This is a genomic window from Pseudobacter ginsenosidimutans, from assembly GCF_007970185.1.
Taxonomy (GTDB): domain Bacteria; phylum Bacteroidota; class Bacteroidia; order Chitinophagales; family Chitinophagaceae; genus Pseudobacter; species Pseudobacter ginsenosidimutans.
Map to the genome: position 1 here is coordinate 7,297,705 of NZ_CP042431.1, position 18,140 is coordinate 7,315,844.

General features: G+C 47.3%; 24 protein-coding genes. 5 read left to right on the forward strand and 19 right to left on the reverse strand.

What is annotated here, in order from left to right; genetic code table 11:
- Positions 1 to 645, forward strand: coding sequence for a HupE/UreJ family protein (locus FSB84_RS28505; protein ID WP_130543864.1), 645 nt, complete (start codon positions 1 to 3; stop codon positions 643 to 645).
- On the forward strand, positions 590 to 2,983 hold the full coding sequence (locus tag FSB84_RS28510) for a M1 family metallopeptidase (protein WP_225979914.1): 2,394 nt from the start codon (positions 590 to 592) through the stop codon (positions 2,981 to 2,983). Before FSB84_RS28505 ends, FSB84_RS28510 begins: the two co-directional genes overlap by 56 nt.
- 258 nt (positions 2,984 to 3,241) lie before the next feature.
- On the opposite strand, the gene FSB84_RS28515 is transcribed toward FSB84_RS28510, so the two are convergent.
- Genes FSB84_RS28515 through FSB84_RS28525 form a run of 3 tightly spaced genes read right to left on the reverse strand, consistent with a single transcriptional unit; the run spans position 3,242 to position 4,838 of the window.
- On the reverse strand, positions 3,242 to 3,427 hold the full coding sequence (locus FSB84_RS28515) for a ribbon-helix-helix domain-containing protein (protein WP_130543865.1): 186 nt from the start codon (positions 3,425 to 3,427) through the stop codon (positions 3,242 to 3,244).
- Positions 3,424 to 3,963, reverse strand: coding sequence for a hypothetical protein (locus FSB84_RS28520; protein ID WP_130543866.1), 540 nt, complete (start codon positions 3,961 to 3,963; stop codon positions 3,424 to 3,426). Before FSB84_RS28520 ends, FSB84_RS28515 begins: the two co-directional genes overlap by 4 nt.
- Before the next feature lie 11 nt (positions 3,964 to 3,974).
- Positions 3,975 to 4,838: an SPFH domain-containing protein gene (locus FSB84_RS28525; RefSeq protein ID WP_130543867.1), complete on the reverse strand. Its 864-nt coding sequence runs from the start codon at positions 4,836 to 4,838 to the stop codon at positions 3,975 to 3,977.
- Positions 4,839 to 4,935: 97 nt separating this feature from the next.
- Between FSB84_RS28525 and FSB84_RS28530 the strand changes: the two genes are divergently transcribed.
- Complete coding sequence (locus FSB84_RS28530; protein ID WP_130543868.1) at positions 4,936 to 5,772, forward strand: alpha/beta hydrolase; 837 nt, start codon at positions 4,936 to 4,938, stop codon at positions 5,770 to 5,772.
- A gap of 232 nt (positions 5,773 to 6,004) precedes the next feature.
- On the opposite strand, the gene FSB84_RS28535 is transcribed toward FSB84_RS28530, so the two are convergent.
- Together FSB84_RS28535 and FSB84_RS28540 are read right to left on the reverse strand one after the other, a co-directional pair.
- A complete protein-coding gene (locus FSB84_RS28535) occupies positions 6,005 to 6,388 on the reverse strand; it encodes a hypothetical protein (protein WP_147122417.1) in 384 nt (127 codons plus the stop codon).
- A complete protein-coding gene (locus FSB84_RS28540; protein WP_158644166.1) occupies positions 6,385 to 6,717 on the reverse strand; it encodes a hypothetical protein in 333 nt (110 codons plus the stop codon). The genes FSB84_RS28535 and FSB84_RS28540 overlap by 4 nt, the downstream gene beginning before the upstream one ends.
- A gap of 136 nt (positions 6,718 to 6,853) precedes the next feature.
- On the opposite strand from FSB84_RS28540, the gene FSB84_RS28545 reads away from it, so the two are divergent.
- Together FSB84_RS28545 and FSB84_RS28550 are read left to right on the forward strand one after the other, a co-directional pair.
- The gene (locus FSB84_RS28545; protein WP_130543870.1) at positions 6,854 to 7,537 is read left to right on the forward strand and encodes a peptidylprolyl isomerase; all 684 of its coding nucleotides are present in this window, start codon (positions 6,854 to 6,856) and stop codon (positions 7,535 to 7,537) included.
- A 9-nt stretch (positions 7,538 to 7,546) separates the two neighbouring features.
- The gene (locus FSB84_RS28550) at positions 7,547 to 7,801 is read left to right on the forward strand and encodes a hypothetical protein (RefSeq protein WP_130543871.1); all 255 of its coding nucleotides are present in this window, start codon (positions 7,547 to 7,549) and stop codon (positions 7,799 to 7,801) included.
- A 73-nt stretch (positions 7,802 to 7,874) separates the two neighbouring features.
- Here FSB84_RS28550 and aroQ read toward each other — a convergent pair whose 3' ends face one another.
- The 14 genes from aroQ to FSB84_RS28620 all read right to left on the reverse strand — a co-directional run bounded on the left by aroQ (position 7,875) and on the right by FSB84_RS28620 (position 18,127).
- Entirely contained in the window at positions 7,875 to 8,297 is a 423-nt protein-coding gene (aroQ, locus tag FSB84_RS28555; protein ID WP_130543872.1) for a type II 3-dehydroquinate dehydratase, read from the reverse strand.
- A 33-nt stretch (positions 8,298 to 8,330) separates the two neighbouring features.
- Positions 8,331 to 9,155 (reverse strand): hypothetical protein, encoded by an 825-nt coding sequence (locus FSB84_RS28560; protein ID WP_130543873.1) that lies wholly within the window; start codon positions 9,153 to 9,155, stop codon positions 8,331 to 8,333.
- A gap of 116 nt (positions 9,156 to 9,271) precedes the next feature.
- A complete protein-coding gene (gene carA / locus FSB84_RS28565; RefSeq protein ID WP_130543874.1) occupies positions 9,272 to 10,378 on the reverse strand; it encodes a glutamine-hydrolyzing carbamoyl-phosphate synthase small subunit in 1,107 nt (368 codons plus the stop codon).
- A 147-nt stretch (positions 10,379 to 10,525) separates the two neighbouring features.
- A complete protein-coding gene (rplQ, locus tag FSB84_RS28570; RefSeq protein WP_130543875.1) occupies positions 10,526 to 11,008 on the reverse strand; it encodes a 50S ribosomal protein L17 in 483 nt (160 codons plus the stop codon).
- 64 nt (positions 11,009 to 11,072) lie between these two features.
- Positions 11,073 to 12,074 carry a DNA-directed RNA polymerase subunit alpha gene (locus tag FSB84_RS28575; RefSeq protein WP_130543876.1) on the reverse strand — a complete coding sequence of 334 codons (1,002 nt, stop codon included), beginning with the start codon at positions 12,072 to 12,074 and terminating at the stop codon, positions 11,073 to 11,075.
- Between the two features lie 23 nt (positions 12,075 to 12,097).
- Positions 12,098 to 12,703 carry a 30S ribosomal protein S4 gene (gene rpsD / locus FSB84_RS28580; RefSeq protein ID WP_130543877.1) on the reverse strand — a complete coding sequence of 202 codons (606 nt, stop codon included), beginning with the start codon at positions 12,701 to 12,703 and terminating at the stop codon, positions 12,098 to 12,100.
- A gap of 137 nt (positions 12,704 to 12,840) precedes the next feature.
- Positions 12,841 to 13,254, reverse strand: a complete 414-nt coding sequence (gene rpsK, locus FSB84_RS28585; RefSeq protein WP_130543878.1) for a 30S ribosomal protein S11 — start codon at positions 13,252 to 13,254, stop codon at positions 12,841 to 12,843.
- A 169-nt stretch (positions 13,255 to 13,423) separates the two neighbouring features.
- Complete coding sequence (gene rpsM / locus FSB84_RS28590) at positions 13,424 to 13,804, reverse strand: 30S ribosomal protein S13 (RefSeq protein WP_130543879.1); 381 nt, start codon at positions 13,802 to 13,804, stop codon at positions 13,424 to 13,426.
- Between the two features lie 42 nt (positions 13,805 to 13,846).
- Positions 13,847 to 13,963: a type B 50S ribosomal protein L36 gene (gene ykgO, locus FSB84_RS28595; RefSeq protein ID WP_010519235.1), complete on the reverse strand. Its 117-nt coding sequence runs from the start codon at positions 13,961 to 13,963 to the stop codon at positions 13,847 to 13,849.
- 37 nt (positions 13,964 to 14,000) lie between these two features.
- Positions 14,001 to 14,219, reverse strand: coding sequence for a translation initiation factor IF-1 (gene infA, locus FSB84_RS28600; protein WP_127131982.1), 219 nt, complete (start codon positions 14,217 to 14,219; stop codon positions 14,001 to 14,003).
- Positions 14,220 to 14,348: 129 nt separating this feature from the next.
- Positions 14,349 to 14,747 carry a hypothetical protein gene (locus FSB84_RS28605; protein ID WP_130543880.1) on the reverse strand — a complete coding sequence of 133 codons (399 nt, stop codon included), beginning with the start codon at positions 14,745 to 14,747 and terminating at the stop codon, positions 14,349 to 14,351.
- Positions 14,748 to 14,836: 89 nt separating this feature from the next.
- Entirely contained in the window at positions 14,837 to 15,826 is a 990-nt protein-coding gene (locus FSB84_RS28610; protein ID WP_130543881.1) for an aldo/keto reductase, read from the reverse strand.
- A gap of 59 nt (positions 15,827 to 15,885) precedes the next feature.
- Positions 15,886 to 17,004, reverse strand: a complete 1,119-nt coding sequence (locus FSB84_RS28615) for an ABC transporter permease (RefSeq protein WP_130543882.1) — start codon at positions 17,002 to 17,004, stop codon at positions 15,886 to 15,888.
- Between the two features lie 16 nt (positions 17,005 to 17,020).
- Entirely contained in the window at positions 17,021 to 18,127 is a 1,107-nt protein-coding gene (locus FSB84_RS28620) for an ABC transporter permease (protein ID WP_130543883.1), read from the reverse strand.
- Between the last annotated feature and the right edge of the window lie 13 nt (positions 18,128 to 18,140).

Below are 18,140 nucleotides of genomic sequence, written 5' to 3' on the forward strand. Positions count from 1 at the left end.
ATGCAGGATTTTTCATTATATTTTCAATTAGGCGTAGGGCATATCCTCTCTCTGGACGCGATGGACCATATCCTTTTCGTTACAGCCCTCTGTTTACGCTATCTGTGGGCCGACTGGAAGAAAGTGGTGATCCTGGTCACAGCTTTTACCATCGGACATTCCATCACACTGGGCATGAGCGCTCTGGGCTATGTGGACTTCGACCGTAGCTGGATCGAATTCCTGATCCCCCTCACCATTGCCGCTACCTGTGTGAACAATATCTTCCAGAAACCTAAAAAAGAAAACAGCAAACTGCCGCTGATCTATTTCTTTGCGCTCTTCTTCGGTCTGATACATGGGCTGGCATTTGCCGGCGAATTCATGGCACTGGAAGGGAAAGAAGGACTGGCAGGGCATCTGCTCGCTTTCAATATCGGCATCGAAGTGGCGCAACTGGTAGTAGTGGTAGCCGTACTGCTCCTCTCTTACCTGGTGGTACAGTTGGTGAAATTGCCCAGGCAATGGTGGCTTCGCAGCGCTTCGTTCATAATCTTAGTCTTTTCACTGGTCTGGGCATTCCAGCGCATTCCAAATAAACAAACATCGAATGATGAAACAGTTGTCATTTCCGGCGGCTCTGATGCTATTGTTATGTTGCGGTAGTATCAAAGCGCAGAACATCCAAAACAATCCTGGCTCCAACCACGGCAACCGGTTCGAGCAACTGGGAACTATCCTGCCTACCCCCAACGAATACCGTACCGCCAGCGGCGCTCCCGGTCCCAGGTACTGGCAGCAGCGTTGCGATTACGATATCAAATGTGAGTTGGACGAAGAAAAACAAACACTCACCGGCAGTGAAACGGTCACTTATTTCAACAATTCCCCCAACACACTCACGTATCTCTGGCTGCAGCTGGATGAAAACCAGCACAGCTCCGTGAACAATGCCGACTATCAGAACAGTAGTACTGTTCCGTCTCAACTCGACGTTAAGGCGATCGACAGAATGGAAGAACAGAAAAAAGATAATGGCTACGGCTTCCAGATCCGTCTGCTGACCGATGCTACGGGTAAGCCACTCCGTTATACCATCAATAAGACCATGATGCGCGTTGAACTGCCTGCACCACTGAAGGCCGGACAACAATTCGTGTTCAAGCTCAACTGGGATTACAAGATCGCGGACCGCATGACCTATGGAGGTCGTGGTGGTTATGAATATTTCCCCGAAGAAGGTAACTACCTCTTCACCATGGCCCAGTGGTATCCCCGTCTCTGCGTGTACAGCGATTTCCAGGGATGGCAGAACCACCAGTTCACCGGCCGCGGTGAATTTGCCCTCACTTTCGGCAACTTCAAAGTACAGATGACCGTTCCCGCTGACCACGTAGTTGGTTCAACCGGCGAATGTATCAACTATACCGCCAACCTCAGCGTTAATCAGAAAGCACGCTGGGCAAAGGCTCAGACCTCCAAAGAGCCAGTGGAGATCGTTACCCTCGCTGAAGCCAAAGCAGCAGAAGGCAAAAAAACGAAAACGAAAAAGACCTGGATCTACAAGGCGGACAATGTGCGCGACTTCGCCTGGACGTCCAGCCGCAAATATGTTTGGGATGCCATGCCCGCTTATGTTGAAGGCAAGAAAGTGATGTGCATGAGCTTCTACCCCAAGGAATCCTACAATCTCTACAGCAGGTATTCCACCAAGGCAGTAGCCCATACCATCAAAACCTATTCTCATTTCTCCATTCCTTATCCCTATCCTGTTGCACAGAGTGTGGAAGCCTCTAACGGTATGGAATACCCGATGATCTGTTTCAACTACGGACGTACGGAAAAAGATGGCTCCTATTCAGAAGCCACCAAATACGGTATGCTCGGTGTGATCATACATGAAGTAGGTCATAACTTCTTCCCCATGATCATCAACAGCGATGAAAGACAATGGAGCTGGATGGATGAAGGCCTCAACTCCTTTGTGGAATACCTCACCGAAGAGCTCTGGGATAATAAATTCCCTGTTCGCGGCAAAGGACCAGCCTGGGCTATCGTTGATTACATGAAACTTCCCAAGGACCAGCTGGAGCCGATCATGAGCAATTCTGAGAACATTGTTCGCTTTGGTCCGAATGCTTATACCAAACCCGCTACAGGCCTGAATATCCTGCGCGAGACCATCATGGGCCGCGAGCTTTTCGATTATGCATTCAAGGAATATGCACGCCGCTGGGCTTTCAAACATCCCGAGCCTGCCGATCTCTTCCGCACCATGGAAGATGCTTCCGGTGAGGACCTCGACTGGTTCTGGAGAGGCTGGTTCTACACCACCGAGCCCTGTGATCAGAGCCTGGACAGTGTGAAATATTACAAGACAGACGCCAATGCGCCACTCCAGGGCGATAAAGATTTTGCAGAGAACAGGAAACTGCAACCCCCGATGGGATCCAACAATCCCGATGTAAGCAAGGAACGCAACAGGAACGATAAGAATATCAGCTTCCCCGTAGAAAAAGATACTGCCCTGCAGGACTTCTATTATCGCTATGCACGCGGCAAAGAGGCTTACGACAGCTCCACTTACAAAGTGAACCTGCCTGCACAGATCGTGGTGGCTGATGAAGCCGCACAGGCACGCGCTGCCGGAAAACATTTCTATGAAGTGTATGTGAGCAATAAAGGCGGACTGGTGATGCCCGTCATCATCGAATGGACTTTCAAAGATGGCACCAAAGAAGTGGACCGCATCCCTGCACAGGTTTGGAGACTGGATGAAGAACGCGTGGTGAAGGCATTCATGAAAGACAAGGAAGTGGCTTCCGTAAAACTGGACCCTTACAAGGAAACAGCCGATATCGACGAAAGCAATAACAACTGGAACACGATGCCTGCGCCTTCAAGATTTGCATTGTACAAGATGAAGAACCAGGCTGCTCCAAGAAGTGCAGCGCCCGGTATCAACCCGATGCAAAAAGCAGAAGAAAAGAAGAAAGGATTCTAAAAGATCCGCTTAATAATAAAACCTGTCAGTTTTCCGGCTTGATGCCTTATAACTGACAGGTTTTTTATTTTACGGAAAATCTTTGGCAGGAAAGACGGGCCTACGCGCAGGCGCGTAAACAGAGGCCGGCCAAAGCAACAATAAAGGGGATCCAAAAGAAGATGAATGAATTTCTCATATAGACTCGTTTTAACGGTTAACAGGGCGTAAAGTTACTTACGCATTATTGGAACATCCATACCACTTACCGGTATTTAATTATTTTTTATCATTCGGGCCGGAAGGCTTTTCAGTTTTTTTCCTGCGGCCGCTATCTTTCAAAGCCTTATCGATCAACCACTCGATCTGGCCGTTCACACTACGAAACTCGTCACCTGCCCATTTCTCCAGGGCCTTGTACACGTCTTCATCAATTCGTAATACAAAACTTTTCTTACTGCTCACAAGTTTGTTTTTTGTTTCATTTGACCATCGGGAACATAATCGATACCGGCCTTTTCCAATGCGTGCAGGAGTGCGTCCATTCGCTGTGTGCCCAGCCAAACACGGCTTCCACCAGCTTCGATCTCCACTCCTTTCTTCCCGCTTACCTGGTGCGTCCATCCGTATCCCAACTGGTATTTGGCGCCCAGCCCTTTCATGAACCTGTCTTTTACAGCAACCCGGAGCAGGTTGTTCCATTTGATCTCTTTATATTTTTTTCTGAAAGGCCTCCAGCGGTAATAGATGCCTTCATCTGTGATCACCGTTTGAAAACTGTAAATATAGAAAAACAGCAGGTTGAGCAAGGGGATGATCGTTGCAAAGATCACGATCTCACGTTCGAACTTCGGATAATTGCGCTCCCTGGCCATAAGGATCGAATAATTTCCCGCCACCACCATTACAAAAACACCAATTATGATCAGCCAGAGCCACCATTGCCTGAACTGCTGGTCTTCAGAAAAGAGCTTTTTGCCCAGGGGTTTTTCTACTCGCATAACCCGAAATTTTATTGATACAAAGTACCTGTGTTAAGGATCGGTTGCGCGCCTTTCTCGCCACATAACACAACCATCAGGTTGCTCACCATGGCGGCTTTCTTTTCTTCATCCAGTTTCACGATCTCTTTTTTCGACAATTGTTCCAAAGCCAGCTCCACCATTCCCACAGCGCCTTCCACGATCTTATAACGGGCAGCAACAATCGCAGTTGCCTGTTGCCTTTGCAGCATCGCCCCGGCGATCTCTGCAGCATAGGCCAGGTGGCTGATACGCGCTTCGCGGATGATAATTCCGGCTGGGGCAAGCCGGTCGTTCAGCTCCTTCTCGAGCATATCATTCACTTTCTCGCCGCCATCCCGCAGTGTAATAGTGGCATTCTCATCTTCAAACTGGTCATATGGATATGTGGTTGCCAGGTGCCTGATAGCCGCTTCACTCTGCACTTTCACATAGTGATCATAATCCTCTACCTCAAACGCCGCCTTGTATGTATCCTGCACCTGCCATACGATCACAGCAGCAATCTCGATGGGATTGCCGAGTTTATCGTTCACTTTCAGCTTGGAGCTTTCCAGGTTCTCAGAGCGCAACGAGATCTTCAGCGTGCTGTACAATGGGTTCACCCATAAAAGACCGTTCTCTTTCACACTACCGATATATTTTCCGAAGAACACGCAAACGCGGCTGTGATTGGGATTCACCACCATAATGCCTTTGAAAACAAAGATGCTGGCAATGATCAGGATAATGCCCGGGAGTACAAATCCGGAATGCCCGGATGAATTGATCAGCATCACAATGCCACCCACAAGTCCTAGCGTGGCAATGATCAGGGCGAGATAACCAGAAACGGGTTTGAAGATCTTTTCCATATTGGGGAGATTTAGTTTAATATCATTTTGATATCAAATATACATCATGTGCCGGAAAGTTCAAAGCCCTATCTTTACCACCGGAAAACTTACTTATATGAAAGGCTCACTAACCCTCATTCTCGGCGTATTGATCGCCCTCTGTACCCATGCAGGCACTGTAGACACCATCTCCGTTTACAGCAATGCGATGAAAAAAGACATCAGGACAGTTATCATTCTCCCATCCAAATACAAGAAGCTCAGCAATCTTCCGGTGGTATATCTTCTCCACGGCTGGAGCGGCAAGTATTCCGGCTGGATCAAAGAGTCGCCACAACTGGCAAAGACAGTGGATGAGATGCAGATCATGATCGTTTGTCCGGATGCCGGCTTCAACAGCTGGTACTTCGATAGTCCGGTGGATTCCTCTGTACGCTACGAAACCTTTATCACCGGCGAACTGGTGCCCTATATCGATCAGCATTACAAAAGCAGTAAACACCGTGCTTTCCGCGCCATTGCCGGACTGAGTATGGGCGGCCATGGCGCGATGTTTCTCTCCATCCGCCACAAAGATCTCTTTGGCAATGCAGGCAGCATGGCCGGTGGCGTTGATATCCGTCCCTTTCCGAAGAACTGGGACCTCTCCAAAAAACTGGGCGACTCCGCCACGCATCCGCAGAACTGGGAAAACTATACCGTGATCAATGTAGTTGACCAACTGAAGCCCGGCGAGCTCAACCTGATCATCGATTGTGGCATCGGCGATTTCTTCCTTCCCGTGAACCGCGCATTTCACAGGAAATTACTGGAGATGAAGATCGAGCATGATTATACAGAAAGACCAGGTGCGCATAACAGTAAGTACTGGGGCAGTGCAGTGGATTTCCAGTTGCTGTTCTTTAAGAAAGCATTTGACAAAGCGAAGGCTGCGGTAGTAGCTGCGAAATAAGCCGTCGGCAAGGCTTGAGACGTTCCCCTCCGCGCAATCACATATCGTTTCGCCTCCGGTGGATTCCATGATGCGGCAACAGGTTAAGTAGCCAGAGGCTACCGGAATATAAATCACCCGCCGGGAGACGAATTTCCATTGAGACCACCTGGCACAACGCCACACACATATATGAACGAAACCGGGCTGCCCCTGAGGCCAGCCCGGTTTCGTTTATATATTCAGGTTAGTTTTACTGTCTTGTACTTCCGTCCCTGACTTTGATCTTCTTTTTTCCTGCATTCTTCTTCTCGAAATCCATCACCTCCTGAGGTTTGGCGCCTGTAGGTTTCTTTTCCTGTGCCACTGCATTATTGGAAGGCTCTCCTTCCAGCTTGCCGAGCACATAATTCTCGGTTCTCATGATGGTGCCGGATTCAGTATTGTAGTACTTCCAGATTCCATGACGAAGGGCTGCTCCTTCATTCTTGACAATCACTGTGCGATAGCTATCCAGTTTGTCGAGGTCTTCAATCTCCAGAGTATCATATTCCTTATCAGGGTTCATCGCTTTCCAGCTCTGCTCAAGTTTCAATTGTCCGAACTTGGTGTAGTAACGGCAGATGCCGTCTTTCATGCCCCATTTGTAATTTTCCACGCCCACAAGATCCCCTCGAGGCTGAAGAGGCGCCACTCTCCTTCTTTACGGTTGTACTTGTACCAGCCTTCTTCCTCATAACCAGGCTCCCCGCGTACGCTCTCGTAACGATGGATCCAGGGCCCCTGTTTGCGGTCCTTCTGATCAATACGGTTTAACGTATCGTTGTTCGCATTCAGCTTGTAATCTTTCCACAACTGTGCCTGCGTATCGAACGCGATCAACAGGCAGAGAATAGCTATCCAGCGCATGGTATCAGGTTTTATCAATAGCAATGTACAATAATAACGCCAGACAGGCCGGTTCATTGCCTTGCGGCTTACTCAGGGCAGAATACGTATTCCAAATATTTGCAATTGTTATATTGATATTAGCGTGGAGCTTATTACCTTGAGGTCCTTAAAATTTCCCGGCTTGAAAGCAGGTATTCCATTTTTTCTGTTTTTGATCATAGGATCAGTTGTGCTGGGGCAACAGAAACCACCGGCGTCCAAAGCTGGTCAGCAAAAAGCCGGAGCCCGTGTTGACCCGGTGATGGGCATCCCCCCTTCCAAAATGACCATGGCGCAGATGAAGACCGCCATCGAGCAATCCGGTAATGGTCCGCTTTATGTGAAAGATGTGCTGAAGAAAAAGTTCAAACTGGATACCATCATCGTACGCAGGACCTGGGGATTCCTGGGGCTGGCAGACAGCCTGGCCTTCCACGGAAAGGTGAATAAAGTGTACGGTCCATACGATAAAGGAAAGTTCCTCGTTCAGATACTGGCTAAAAACCCGAATATGTTCAATCATATCGGTCAGATCTTTATAGACACCAGTGTGTTTGCACCAAAGGTTGCCGACTCGCTGGGAAACGTGATCATGGATAAGATCAGGAATGGCAGCACCACATTTGAAGAAATGGCTGTTATCTGGAGCATGGGCGGAGAAGCCGCCACCCGCGGCGATATCGGCTGGGTAGCCATTGGCGCCATGATCCCCGAAATAGAAAAGGAATTAAGGAAAAAGAAAAAAGGGGACATCTTCAGTGTATGGACGAAAGCCGGATTACATATCATCCGCAAAACAGATGATCCGGAGGAGAAAGATGGATATGCCTTGATGATGCGCATATTTCTTAATTAAACATCCAATATGAAAAAGCAAGTTACAATGTTACTGATCGCAGCAAGTTCCATTTTTGCCGTTTCCTGTGGCATGAACCAACGCGCCAAGGAAATGGAGGAAGCAGCAAAGTCGATGGACAGCGCCGCTAAAAGTCTCGACAGCCTCAGCAAAACTCTCCAGGCATCCGGTGATTCCCTTCAGAAATCCCTGGATTCTTCCATGAAAGAGTTAAACAAGGAAATGGAAAAAGCTAATAAGGAACTGGAAAAGGCAGGACAATAATGAAATGCTTTCTTACAATAAAAGCCGGATAGTGATGCTATCCGGCTTTGCTATTTTAAGGCGATCAGTTTGATTATCCTTTGTCTGTAAGATACAACAACGCCAGTTCATAGCCTTTAAGTCCCAGGCCGATGATGCTGCCCGCCGCTTTGGCACTCACATGTGAGATCTTCCTGAATTCTTCACGGGCATGCACATTCGAAATATGCACTTCCACTACAGGAGTGGTGATGGCGGCAATGGCATCGCCAATGGCTACTGAAGTATGTGTGTAGGCGGCAGGGTTCATGATGATGCCATCATACTCATACCCTACGCGTTGCAGCTCATTCACCAGTTCACCTTCGATATTGCTCTGAAAATAATGGAAATCGATATGCCTGTATTTCTCTTTCAGGAAAGCGAAATAATCCTCGAAAGACATATTCCCGTAAATGCCTTTTTCGCGTTTGCCGAGCAGGTTGAGATTGGGACCGTTGATGATGGCGATCTTCATTGAAGTGGTTTTAAGAGACACTAATTTACGCAGTTATTGCGGATCGCAATCATATTCGAAATTCCAGGTCAGAACAGCGCCCGGAACACTATTATTATATCTGACTACTGCTTTCGTCAGGTTTTGAGCCGCATCTTTTTCAAAAGTATAACTCACAGTAGTTCCACTGGGTTCATTCTTCGCATTCAGGAAAGCCAGGGATTTGGCAAGGTATTTTGCAGGCAAGGGCAAAACATTACTGCCAGGAAAAAGTGGGTGCATCCCCAGGTGATTGCTCAGATTCAAAACACTCAAACCTGCGATTGTATTTTCAGTATCGGAATATTCCGCCTTGAAGCCATCATTGAGATGCTCATTGGCAGGGAATTTTCTATAGAACTCAATGAGATTACCCTTGCTGTCAAAAACAGTTTCATAATGATATTCCTGTGCATTGCCCCATCGTTTAACATCAACCCTGTTTATTTCTCCTTTCTCATTGTATTGGTAGGCAAATTCATGACCAACAAAAGTTTTTGCTTTTACTGGCTTGCCCTGGGCATTGTATTCAAATTGGAAAAGTGCAAGATCTTCACCATATTCTTCCTGCCAAACTTTTTCTACCAAGTGAGTTCCGGATTTATACGAAATATCCTGCCAGTTAAATATTAAATCGGGAGGAAATTCAAAACTTACGCTGACAGGCAGACCGTTTTGATCGTATTTGAACATATAAATCGAATCCATATCCGGATCAAGCCCCTGCGTTACCTTAACTAGCCTGCAATCAGGCTTCGGTTCCTCTTTAACGTTATCCTCTTTCTTGCAGGAACTGAATGCAAAAAGACTGAAGATGGCGCAAAGGAAAAATAATTTCATAAGAAATACTGATAAGTGGTTAATGATAATAGGTAAAAAAACAGCCACCTCAACACAATCAAATTGTGCTACGAGGTGGCTGGTTCATTAATAAAATTCCTGAAAGCTTTTCCGGCTTACTTGTGCTTTTTGATCAGCTCAATGAAGTCGTCGAACAGGTAGCGGCTGTCATGCGGTCCTGGTGTGCTTTCGGGGTGATATTGTACAGAGAAGGCGGGTCTGTCTTTCAGACGGATACCTTCAATTGAATCGTCGTTCAAATTCACGTGTGTGATCTCTACGTTAGTGGCTTTAGACACTTCTTTGGGATCCACACCAAAACCGTGGTTCTGGGTAGTTACTTCACATTTACCTGTGATCAGGTTCTTCACCGGGTGGTTGAGGCCGCGGTGACCGTGATGCATTTTGAAAGTGTTGATCCCACTTGCGAGGGCCAGCAACTGATGGCCGAGACAGATACCGAAAGTAGGCTTGCTTTCATTCAGCACATCCTTCACGGTTGCGATGGCATAATCCATGGCAGCGGGATCGCCGGGGCCATTGGAGATGAAATAACCGTTAGGGCTAAACGCTTTCAGGTCTGCCAGTTTGGATTTGGCAGGGAACACTTTCAGGTGTGCGCCCCTGTCTACCATGCACTGGAGGATATGTTGTTTGGTACCATAGTCCAATACAGCGATGCGTACTTCGGAATTGGGATCGCCCATGGTATAAGCTTCGTTGGTGCTCACTTTGCTGGCGAGCTCGAGGCCGTCCATACTGGGTACTTTGGCGAGTTCTTTTTTCAGTTCTTCCACATCCAGGATCTCAGAAGAGATGATGCAGTTCATGGCTCCTTTCTGACGTACATGAATTACCAGGTCGCGCGTGTCTACACCTTCGATACAAACGATATTGTTCATTTGCAGATAGGTGTCCAGCGAAGCGTTGGCCAGTTTGCGGGAGTATTGCTCTTCGAGGTTGCGTCCGATAAGTCCACGGATCTTAACGCTGTCAGACTCCACTTCATCATCCTTTATGCCGTAGTTACCTACGTGCACATTGTTCATGATTATGATCTGTCCATAATAACTGGGATCGGTAAAAACTTCCTGATATCCGGTCATACCTGTATTGAAACAGATCTCGCCGGTGGTTGTACCGATCTTACCAAATGCTTTACCATAATGAACCGTACCATCTTCCAGAAGGAGTATGGCCTGTTTTTGAAGAGGTGTTGACATGTTTTTCAAAAAAAGTTTTGCAAAGAAACACAATAATTGAATGCGATGGCCAGCAAAATTGTACACAGTTTGTTCTCATTGCAGGCCGTAAAAAAGCCCTGCTCTTTTGCAAGCAGGGCTTTGATATGTAATGCGCTAATCATCTGATTATTCGGCTGCGGGAGCTTCAGGTGCTGCTGCTTCAGTGCTGTCAGCTTTTTTAGAAGTGGAGCGGCTACGACGTGTTTTCTTAGCTGCTTCTTTAACTTCTCCTTTACCCTTACCGTAGATCTCGTTGAAGTCAACCAGTTCGATCATTGCCCTTTCAGCGTTGTCACCCTGACGGATGCCCAACTTAATGATGCGGGTATAACCACCGGGACGGCCGCCGATCTTTTCTGCGATAGGTCCGAACAGTTCAGTTACAGCCTCTTTGTCCTGCAGGTAGCTGAACACTACACGACGTTGGTGAGTGGTGTTCTCTTTACCTTTATTGATCAGGGGCTCAGCATATTTACGCAGTGCCTTGGCTTTAGCCAGGGTGGTAACGATACGCTTGTGCATGATCAGCTGGCTGGTCATATTGCTGAGCATTGCTGCTCTGTGACTGGCTGTTCTGCCGAGATTGTTGATCTTGTCTCCGTGACGCATGACGATTTGATTTTAGATTCAGTTGCACCGTGTCAGGAATTGCAACCTACAAGTGAATATTTAACTAGAGTTCTTCTTTGTCTAAGCCCAGCTTGCTGAGGTCCATACCGAAGTGGAGGCCTCTTTCTGCCAGTACCTGCTCGATCTCAGCCAGAGATTTCTGACCGAAGTTGCGGAACTTCATCAGGTCTTCCTGCTCGTACTGAACCAGCTCAGAAAGTGAGTTGATCTTGGCGGCTTTCAGACAGTTGAAGGCGCGAACAGAGAGATCCAGATCTTCCAGCGGAGTTTTCAGGATCTTGCGGAGCTGCAGCATTTGCTCATCCACCACATCTTCTTTCTTGTCTTCCTTGTTGTCGAAAGTGATGTTCTCATCAGTGATGATCATCAGGTGCTGGATCAGGATGCGGCTCGCTTGTTTCACCGCTTCTTCCGGGTGGATAGTGCCGTCTGTAGAAACATCCATGATGAGTTTCTCATAGTCGGTACGTTGTTCCACACGCGTATTTTCGATAGCGTATTTTACATTCTTGATCGGAGTGTAAATGGCGTCAGTTGGGATATAACCGAACGGAGCGTCTTTTACTTTGTTATCCTCAGCAGGAACATAACCACGGCCCTTGGACACAGACAGTTCAATGTCCAGCTTGGCAGAGCTATCGAGTGTGCAGATCAGCAGCTCAGGGTTCATGATCTCGAAGCTTTGAGTGGCTTCACCGATCATACCGGCAGTGAATTCTGTTTTATTTTTGATGCTCAGGGTGATCTTTTCCTGGGCCACTTCATGCTCCACTTTCTTCTTGAAGCGAACCTGTTTCAGGTTCAGAATGATTTCCAGAACGTCCTCAGTGATACCCTTGATGGTAGCGAACTCGTGATCTACACCTTCGATGCGGATGCCAGTGATCGCAAAACCTTCCAGTGAGCTCAGCAATACCCTGCGGAGAGCATTACCGATCGTTACACCGAATCCGGGTTCCAACGGACGAAACTCGAACTGAGCTTCAAACTCCGTTGCTTTCTGCAGAACGATTTTGTCTGGTTTTTGGAAATTTAAAATGGCCATATTTTAAAATTTCAGTTTAATGATTACTTAGAATACAATTCAACAATCAACTGCTCCTTAATGTTCTCAGGAATGCTTTCACGCTCTGGATAAGCTACGAAAGTACCCTGCATTTCGGACTCACTCCAATCCATCCAGGTGAATTTTGCATTCTTTCCGCGGAAAGTTCCGGTAATAGAAGCATTGGCCCTGTCTTTCTCACGAACGCCGATCACATCTCCTGGCTTCAGTTGGAAAGAAGGAATATTCACCACTTCACCATTCACAGTTACGTGTTTGTGGCTAACGAGCTGACGGGCACCTGGACGGCTTGCAGCCATGCCAAGGCGGTATACAGCGTTATCGAGACGTGCTTCGAGAAGCTTCATCAGGTTCTCACCTGTTGCACCTTTACGGCGTGCAGCCTCATCGAATGTTCTGCGGAATTGTTTTTCCAGTACACCGTAAGTGTATTTGGCTTTTTGCTTTTCTTTCAGCTGCAGCGCATACTCACCAGGTGCTTTACGCTTCTTGGTAGGACCATGTTGTCCGGGAGGATTGCTGTTCTTGCTGAGATATTTGCCGTTGCCTAAGATAGGCTCGCCGAAAATGCGGCAGATTCTTGTTTTTGGACCAGTATAACGTGCCATAATTATTAGATTGATTTTTTGATGACGGTCTCGCGATCAGTAAAAATCAATAAAAATGAATCGCAGACCCGGTTATAAAATAAACTTTCAGCAATGGCAGAAATATCCTGTCCGATTGCTGAAAGCCGGTATAAATACTAAACCCTTCTTTTCTTGGGAGGACGGCAACCGTTGTGTGGTAACGGAGTAACGTCTTTGATCATCACCACTTCGATGCCGCTTTGAGCGAGAGAGCGGATAGCTCCTTCACGACCAGCGCCCGGGCCCTGAACGTAAACATCAACTTTCTTCACGCCTGCATCGATAGCAGTTTTAGACGCATCAGCAGAAGCCATCTGAGCTGCATACGGAGTATTCTTCTTGGAACCTCTGAAGCCCATTTTACCGGCGCTGCTCCAGGAAATAACCTGGCCTTGTTTGTTAGTGATGCTGATGATCAGGTTGTTGAAAGTGGCGGAGATATGTGCATCGCCATAAGAATCAACCCTAACCACTCTCTTCTTGGCAGCAGCTTTTGCGCCGCCTTTCTGATTTCCTTGTGCTTTAGCCATAAACTTAAAAAGGTAGTCTGTAAATTATTTAAATGAACTCACCGAAATGAGCGGGACCAATCCTCCTGCCGACCCTTGCGATCCGGTACTGATCCTCGTTTACGCTGCCCGTAAGAACAACAGGTCTGAATATGATGAAAGACGCAACTGATAGCTGCGTCTCGTCAATCTATTTCTTAGCGGCCTTCTTCTTACCGGCAACTGTTTTACGCTTACCTTTTCTCGTACGGCTGTTTGTGCGTGTGCGTTGACCACGAACAGGCAGACCTTTACGATGGCGCAGTCCACGGTAGCAGGCGATATCAAGCAGACGCTTGATGCTCATCTGTACTTCAGAACGCAGTTGTCCTTCTACTTTGAACTCATTCGTAATGATGTTACGAATAGCATTCAGCTCATCATCATTCCACTGATGAACTTTTTTGCTTAAGTCGATCCCTGCTTTCTCAAGGATGTACTGGGAAGTAGAACGACCGATACCATAGATATAGGTAAGACCGATTTCTCCACGCTTATTTTTAGGTAAGTCTACACCGGCAATACGAGCCATATTAACTGTTTATTGTTTGTTGATAGTTTGATTCAATGCTGATTATCCCTGACGTTGCTTGAATCGGGGATTCTTTTTGTTGATCACGTACAGGCGACCTTTCCTTCTCACGATCTTGCAATCAGCGCTGCGTTTTTTAATTGATGCTCTAACTTTCATAACGTTTGTTTTTGATGCAACGGCTTTACAGCGTTACTTATTTATACCTGAAAATTATCCTTCCTCTTGACAGATCATACGGGCTCATTTCCACCCCTACTTTGTCGCCCGGAAGAATACGGATATAATTCATGCGCATCTTGCCGGAGATGGTGGCCAGGATCTCGTGGCCGTTTTCCAGTTTCACTTTGAACATAGCGTTCGACAGTGCCTCTGTAATTTGTCCATCTTGTTTGATTAAAGGTTGTTTGCCCATACACTTTTAAGGAGGCGCAAAGATAGGAATTTCAGCCAGAAATATGAAAAAAATAACAGAGCATTTTTTTCAGGCATTCTGTAACACCGGCTGAACAAGCCTTTGGGCCCCATTTTTATTGGAAAAAACCTAGGCAGGAGTCAGGTCTACCTTGGTCATTTGGTGATAATGGTTCTGTAATTCATGCACATTGATCGGCTCCCTCAGGCTCCGCCTGTCTTCCCTCCACCAGATCTCCATCGTGTTGAAATTCCCCTCTTTAGGGATCATCACCCGGAAACTGTTCTTCATGTACTTCACGGCCCCATCATCCAGGTTATGCCGGGTGAATCCCAGCTTAAACAGTTGATTCTCATCCAATGGTACCGGATACAAATGGTCTGGTGTAAACCAGAATTCCTGAACATCGGTCTCCACTCCTACTTCCTTGTCTTCCCTGTTCAGTTCTGTAACAGTTCCTTCAATCATCTGGCCTTCGTATTCGGCCCTAACGATGTCTCCTGGTCTGAGCTCTGAAAGTTTGATCATAATGGCAGCAGTTTAAAGTGAAACCTAATTTACAAAACGCTGGTAATATAAAAAATTATCTTTCTGCGTTTTATAATCAGGGTTTCCACTTAAAAACCGGAATCTGCCAGTTTTTTATTGATGAAAAGCACCTCCTCATGGCTCAGCTTTACAGCTGCCGCCCTGGCATTTTGCACAGCCTGTTCCTCATTCCTTGCCCCTGCCAGCGCTATGGTGATCCCCGGCTGCCGGATGGTCCAGGCCAGTACCAATTGTCCCAGTGTGGCGCTCTTCGCCTCGGCCAGGGGCCTGATCTCGTCCAGGAACTTATTGGTCTTTATAATATTTGCCTCGGTATAGAAACGGTTTCCCTCGCGGGTATCGCCTTCGCCGAACTGGTGGCCGGGTTTGATCTTGCCGGTGAGTAAGCCCCTTTGCAGCGGACTATAAGCGATGATCGATTTTTTATTGTCGATGCAATAAGGCACCAGCTCCTTTTCAATATCGCGGTAGATCATACTGTAGCTCACCTGGTCGGAAGCCAGCCTGATGGTCTGCTCCGCTTCTTTCATCTGGTTGGCATCATAGTTGCAAACTCCTGCAGCCCTGATCTTCCCCTGTTTCACCAGAGTGCCAAGCGCTTCCATCGTCTCCGCAATTGGTGTGGTTACATCAGGCCAGTGCAACTGGAACAGATCGATATAATCCGTTTTCAGTCTGCGCAGGCATTGCTCCACTTCATGGATCACACTTTCTTTCGATGCCAGTTTATAGATATCGATCTCTTTTCCGTAATTGTCTTTGGAATGCATCACAAAATCTCCCTGCTTCACATCCCAGCGCATGCCGAATTTTGTAAGGATCTGCACTTTGTCGCGGGGAATACCGTCGATGGCTTCGGCCACGATCTCCTCGCTCACACCCATTCCGTAAATTGGCGCAGTATCGATACTGGTAACGCCTTCATTGTAGGCAGCACGGATGGCCTTCACGGCGTCCTGCCTGTCTGCCCCACCCCACATCCATCCACCGATGGCCCATGCTCCAAAAGTGATCACCGATGCTTCAACCTCTGTTTCGCCTAGTTTTCTATATTCCATATGCTTCCGGATTTTGAAACGCAAAGGTAGGCAATCGGCAAATCCGGTAGCATGAATTTTTATGCCCGCTTCCTGTAACTCAATACAGCCCAGCTGTTCAGAACTATGGCGAAAGCCAGCATCACCAGCATATGGTAACGGATATCGTACAGACTGCTACCTTTTAATATTACCATCCGCATCACTTCAATGAAATAGGCAACCGGATTGATCTTTACAATGAATTGCGCCCAAACCGGCATGCTGTCGGTAGAGGTGAACAGTCCTCCCAGCAAAATAAAGATCATCATCAGGAAGAAAGCCAGCAGCATGGCCTGTTGCTGCGTGGTGGTATAGGTGCTCACCAACAATCCCAGCCCCAGCACTGCCAGCAAATACAAAGCGGCAAAAACAAAAATGGTAAGGAAACTCCCTGCCGGCACAATACCATAAATGAAGTAGGCAAGCGTCAGGCCGATCCCCAAAACAAAAAGCCCGAGGATCCAGAAAGGGATCAGCTTGCCAAGCATGAAATGATACTTGTGGATCGGCGTTACATTGATCTGTTCAATAGTACCGATCTCTTTTTCTTTCACAATATTCAGTGCCGACAAAAAAGCGCCCACCATCGTTACCAGTATCACCAGGATTCCTGGCACCATAAAGAATTTGTAATTGAGATGAGGATTGAACCAGTTGGAGGATGGCACTTCTATTTGTAACTCAGGACTAAAACGCGGGAACTGTATCCATCGCAATCGAACTTCGCGGTTGAAGTCCTGGATAATGCTGCGCAGGTAAGCTGACCCCAGATTGGCCTTTACGCCATTCACTGCATTCACGTTCAGCATCAGTGAGGCCTCATCCTCTTTCACCAGGTCTTTCGCGAACCGGCCGGGGATCTCGAGGATGATATCCACTTTGTCCTGCTCCATCAGCTCCATGGCGCCGGCATGACTGCTGCCAAAATCCACCAGCTTGAAGTAGCCCGAGCTCGTGATCTTCGAAACCAGCTGACATGAATAGTCTGACCGGTCATTGTCCACTACAGCCAGTTCGATACGCTTCACTTCATAGTCAGCAGCCCAGGGCAGTATCAGTAATTGTATGATCGGAACGATCAGGATGATGCGGATGATCTCCGGATCGCGGAAGATCTGCCTGAATTCCTTTTGCAGTAAGAATATTAGTGTACGCATATGCGTTATATTATTTTTAAGCGAGCCTGATCTTGAATTTCTTAATGGCCAGTGTCAGCAACAGGAGCATCATACCGGTAAGGATCAGTGTTTCTTTCCAGATGGCTTTGATGCCAAGTCCTTTGATCATCACAGAGCTCACGATCTTATAGAACCATTTCGCAGGCACGGCATTGGATACTATCTGCAATGGCAATGGCATGTTCTCGATGGGGAACATGAAACCACTAAGCATCATCGTAGGCAGGAACAATCCCACCAGGGAAATGAACATGGCAGTTTGCTGGGAGTTGGTGGCTGAAGAGATCAGCAGGCCCAGCGACAAACAGGTGAGCGTAAACAAGATACTACCAAACACAAGCAGGGCAAGGCTTCCACGCAATGGTACATCCAGCACGAAGATGCTCAGCAAAAGGATACTGGCAATATTCACCATCGATAAAAGCAAATAAGGCACTGCCTTCGCCGCAATGATCATGATTGGCCGCATGGGCGACACCAGCATTATTTCCATCGTACCACTCTCCTTTTCCCGTACAATTGTAATGGCCGTCATCATGGTACAAACCAGCATCAGCACCAGCGCCATCACACCAGGCACGAAAGTATAAGCGCCTTTCAGCTGCGGGTTGTACAACATCCTGAGCTCCGTGTTGATGGCATAAGGAAGCTTGCGTTCCTGCGTGATCCTGTCCTGGTAATCCATGATGATTGCCGTGGCATAATTTGTAAGTGTGGTGGCCACATTCGGATCAGAAGCATCCGCTATCACCTGAACCTGTGCTTTATTGAAATGCTGCAGGTCCTGGCCGAAATTTTGCGGCAGCACCATTACCATCTTGATCACTCCTTCTTTGAACGCTTTATCGATATCTCCCTGTGAATGGAGGTCCCGTACAATATCGAAATACCTGCTGGCTTCGATCTGAGTGGTGAGCGAAATAGAACTGGCATCCTTCGAGTGATCCAGCACCGCGATCTTTGCATTCTTCACTTCATTGGTGAGCGCAAAACCGAAGATCAGGATCTGCGTTACGGGCAAACCCAGCAAAATGAAGAGCGTGCGCTTGTCGCGCAGGATATGATAAAGCTCTTTTTTAACGAAAGAAAGAAATTGTTTCATGCTGCAATTTTTT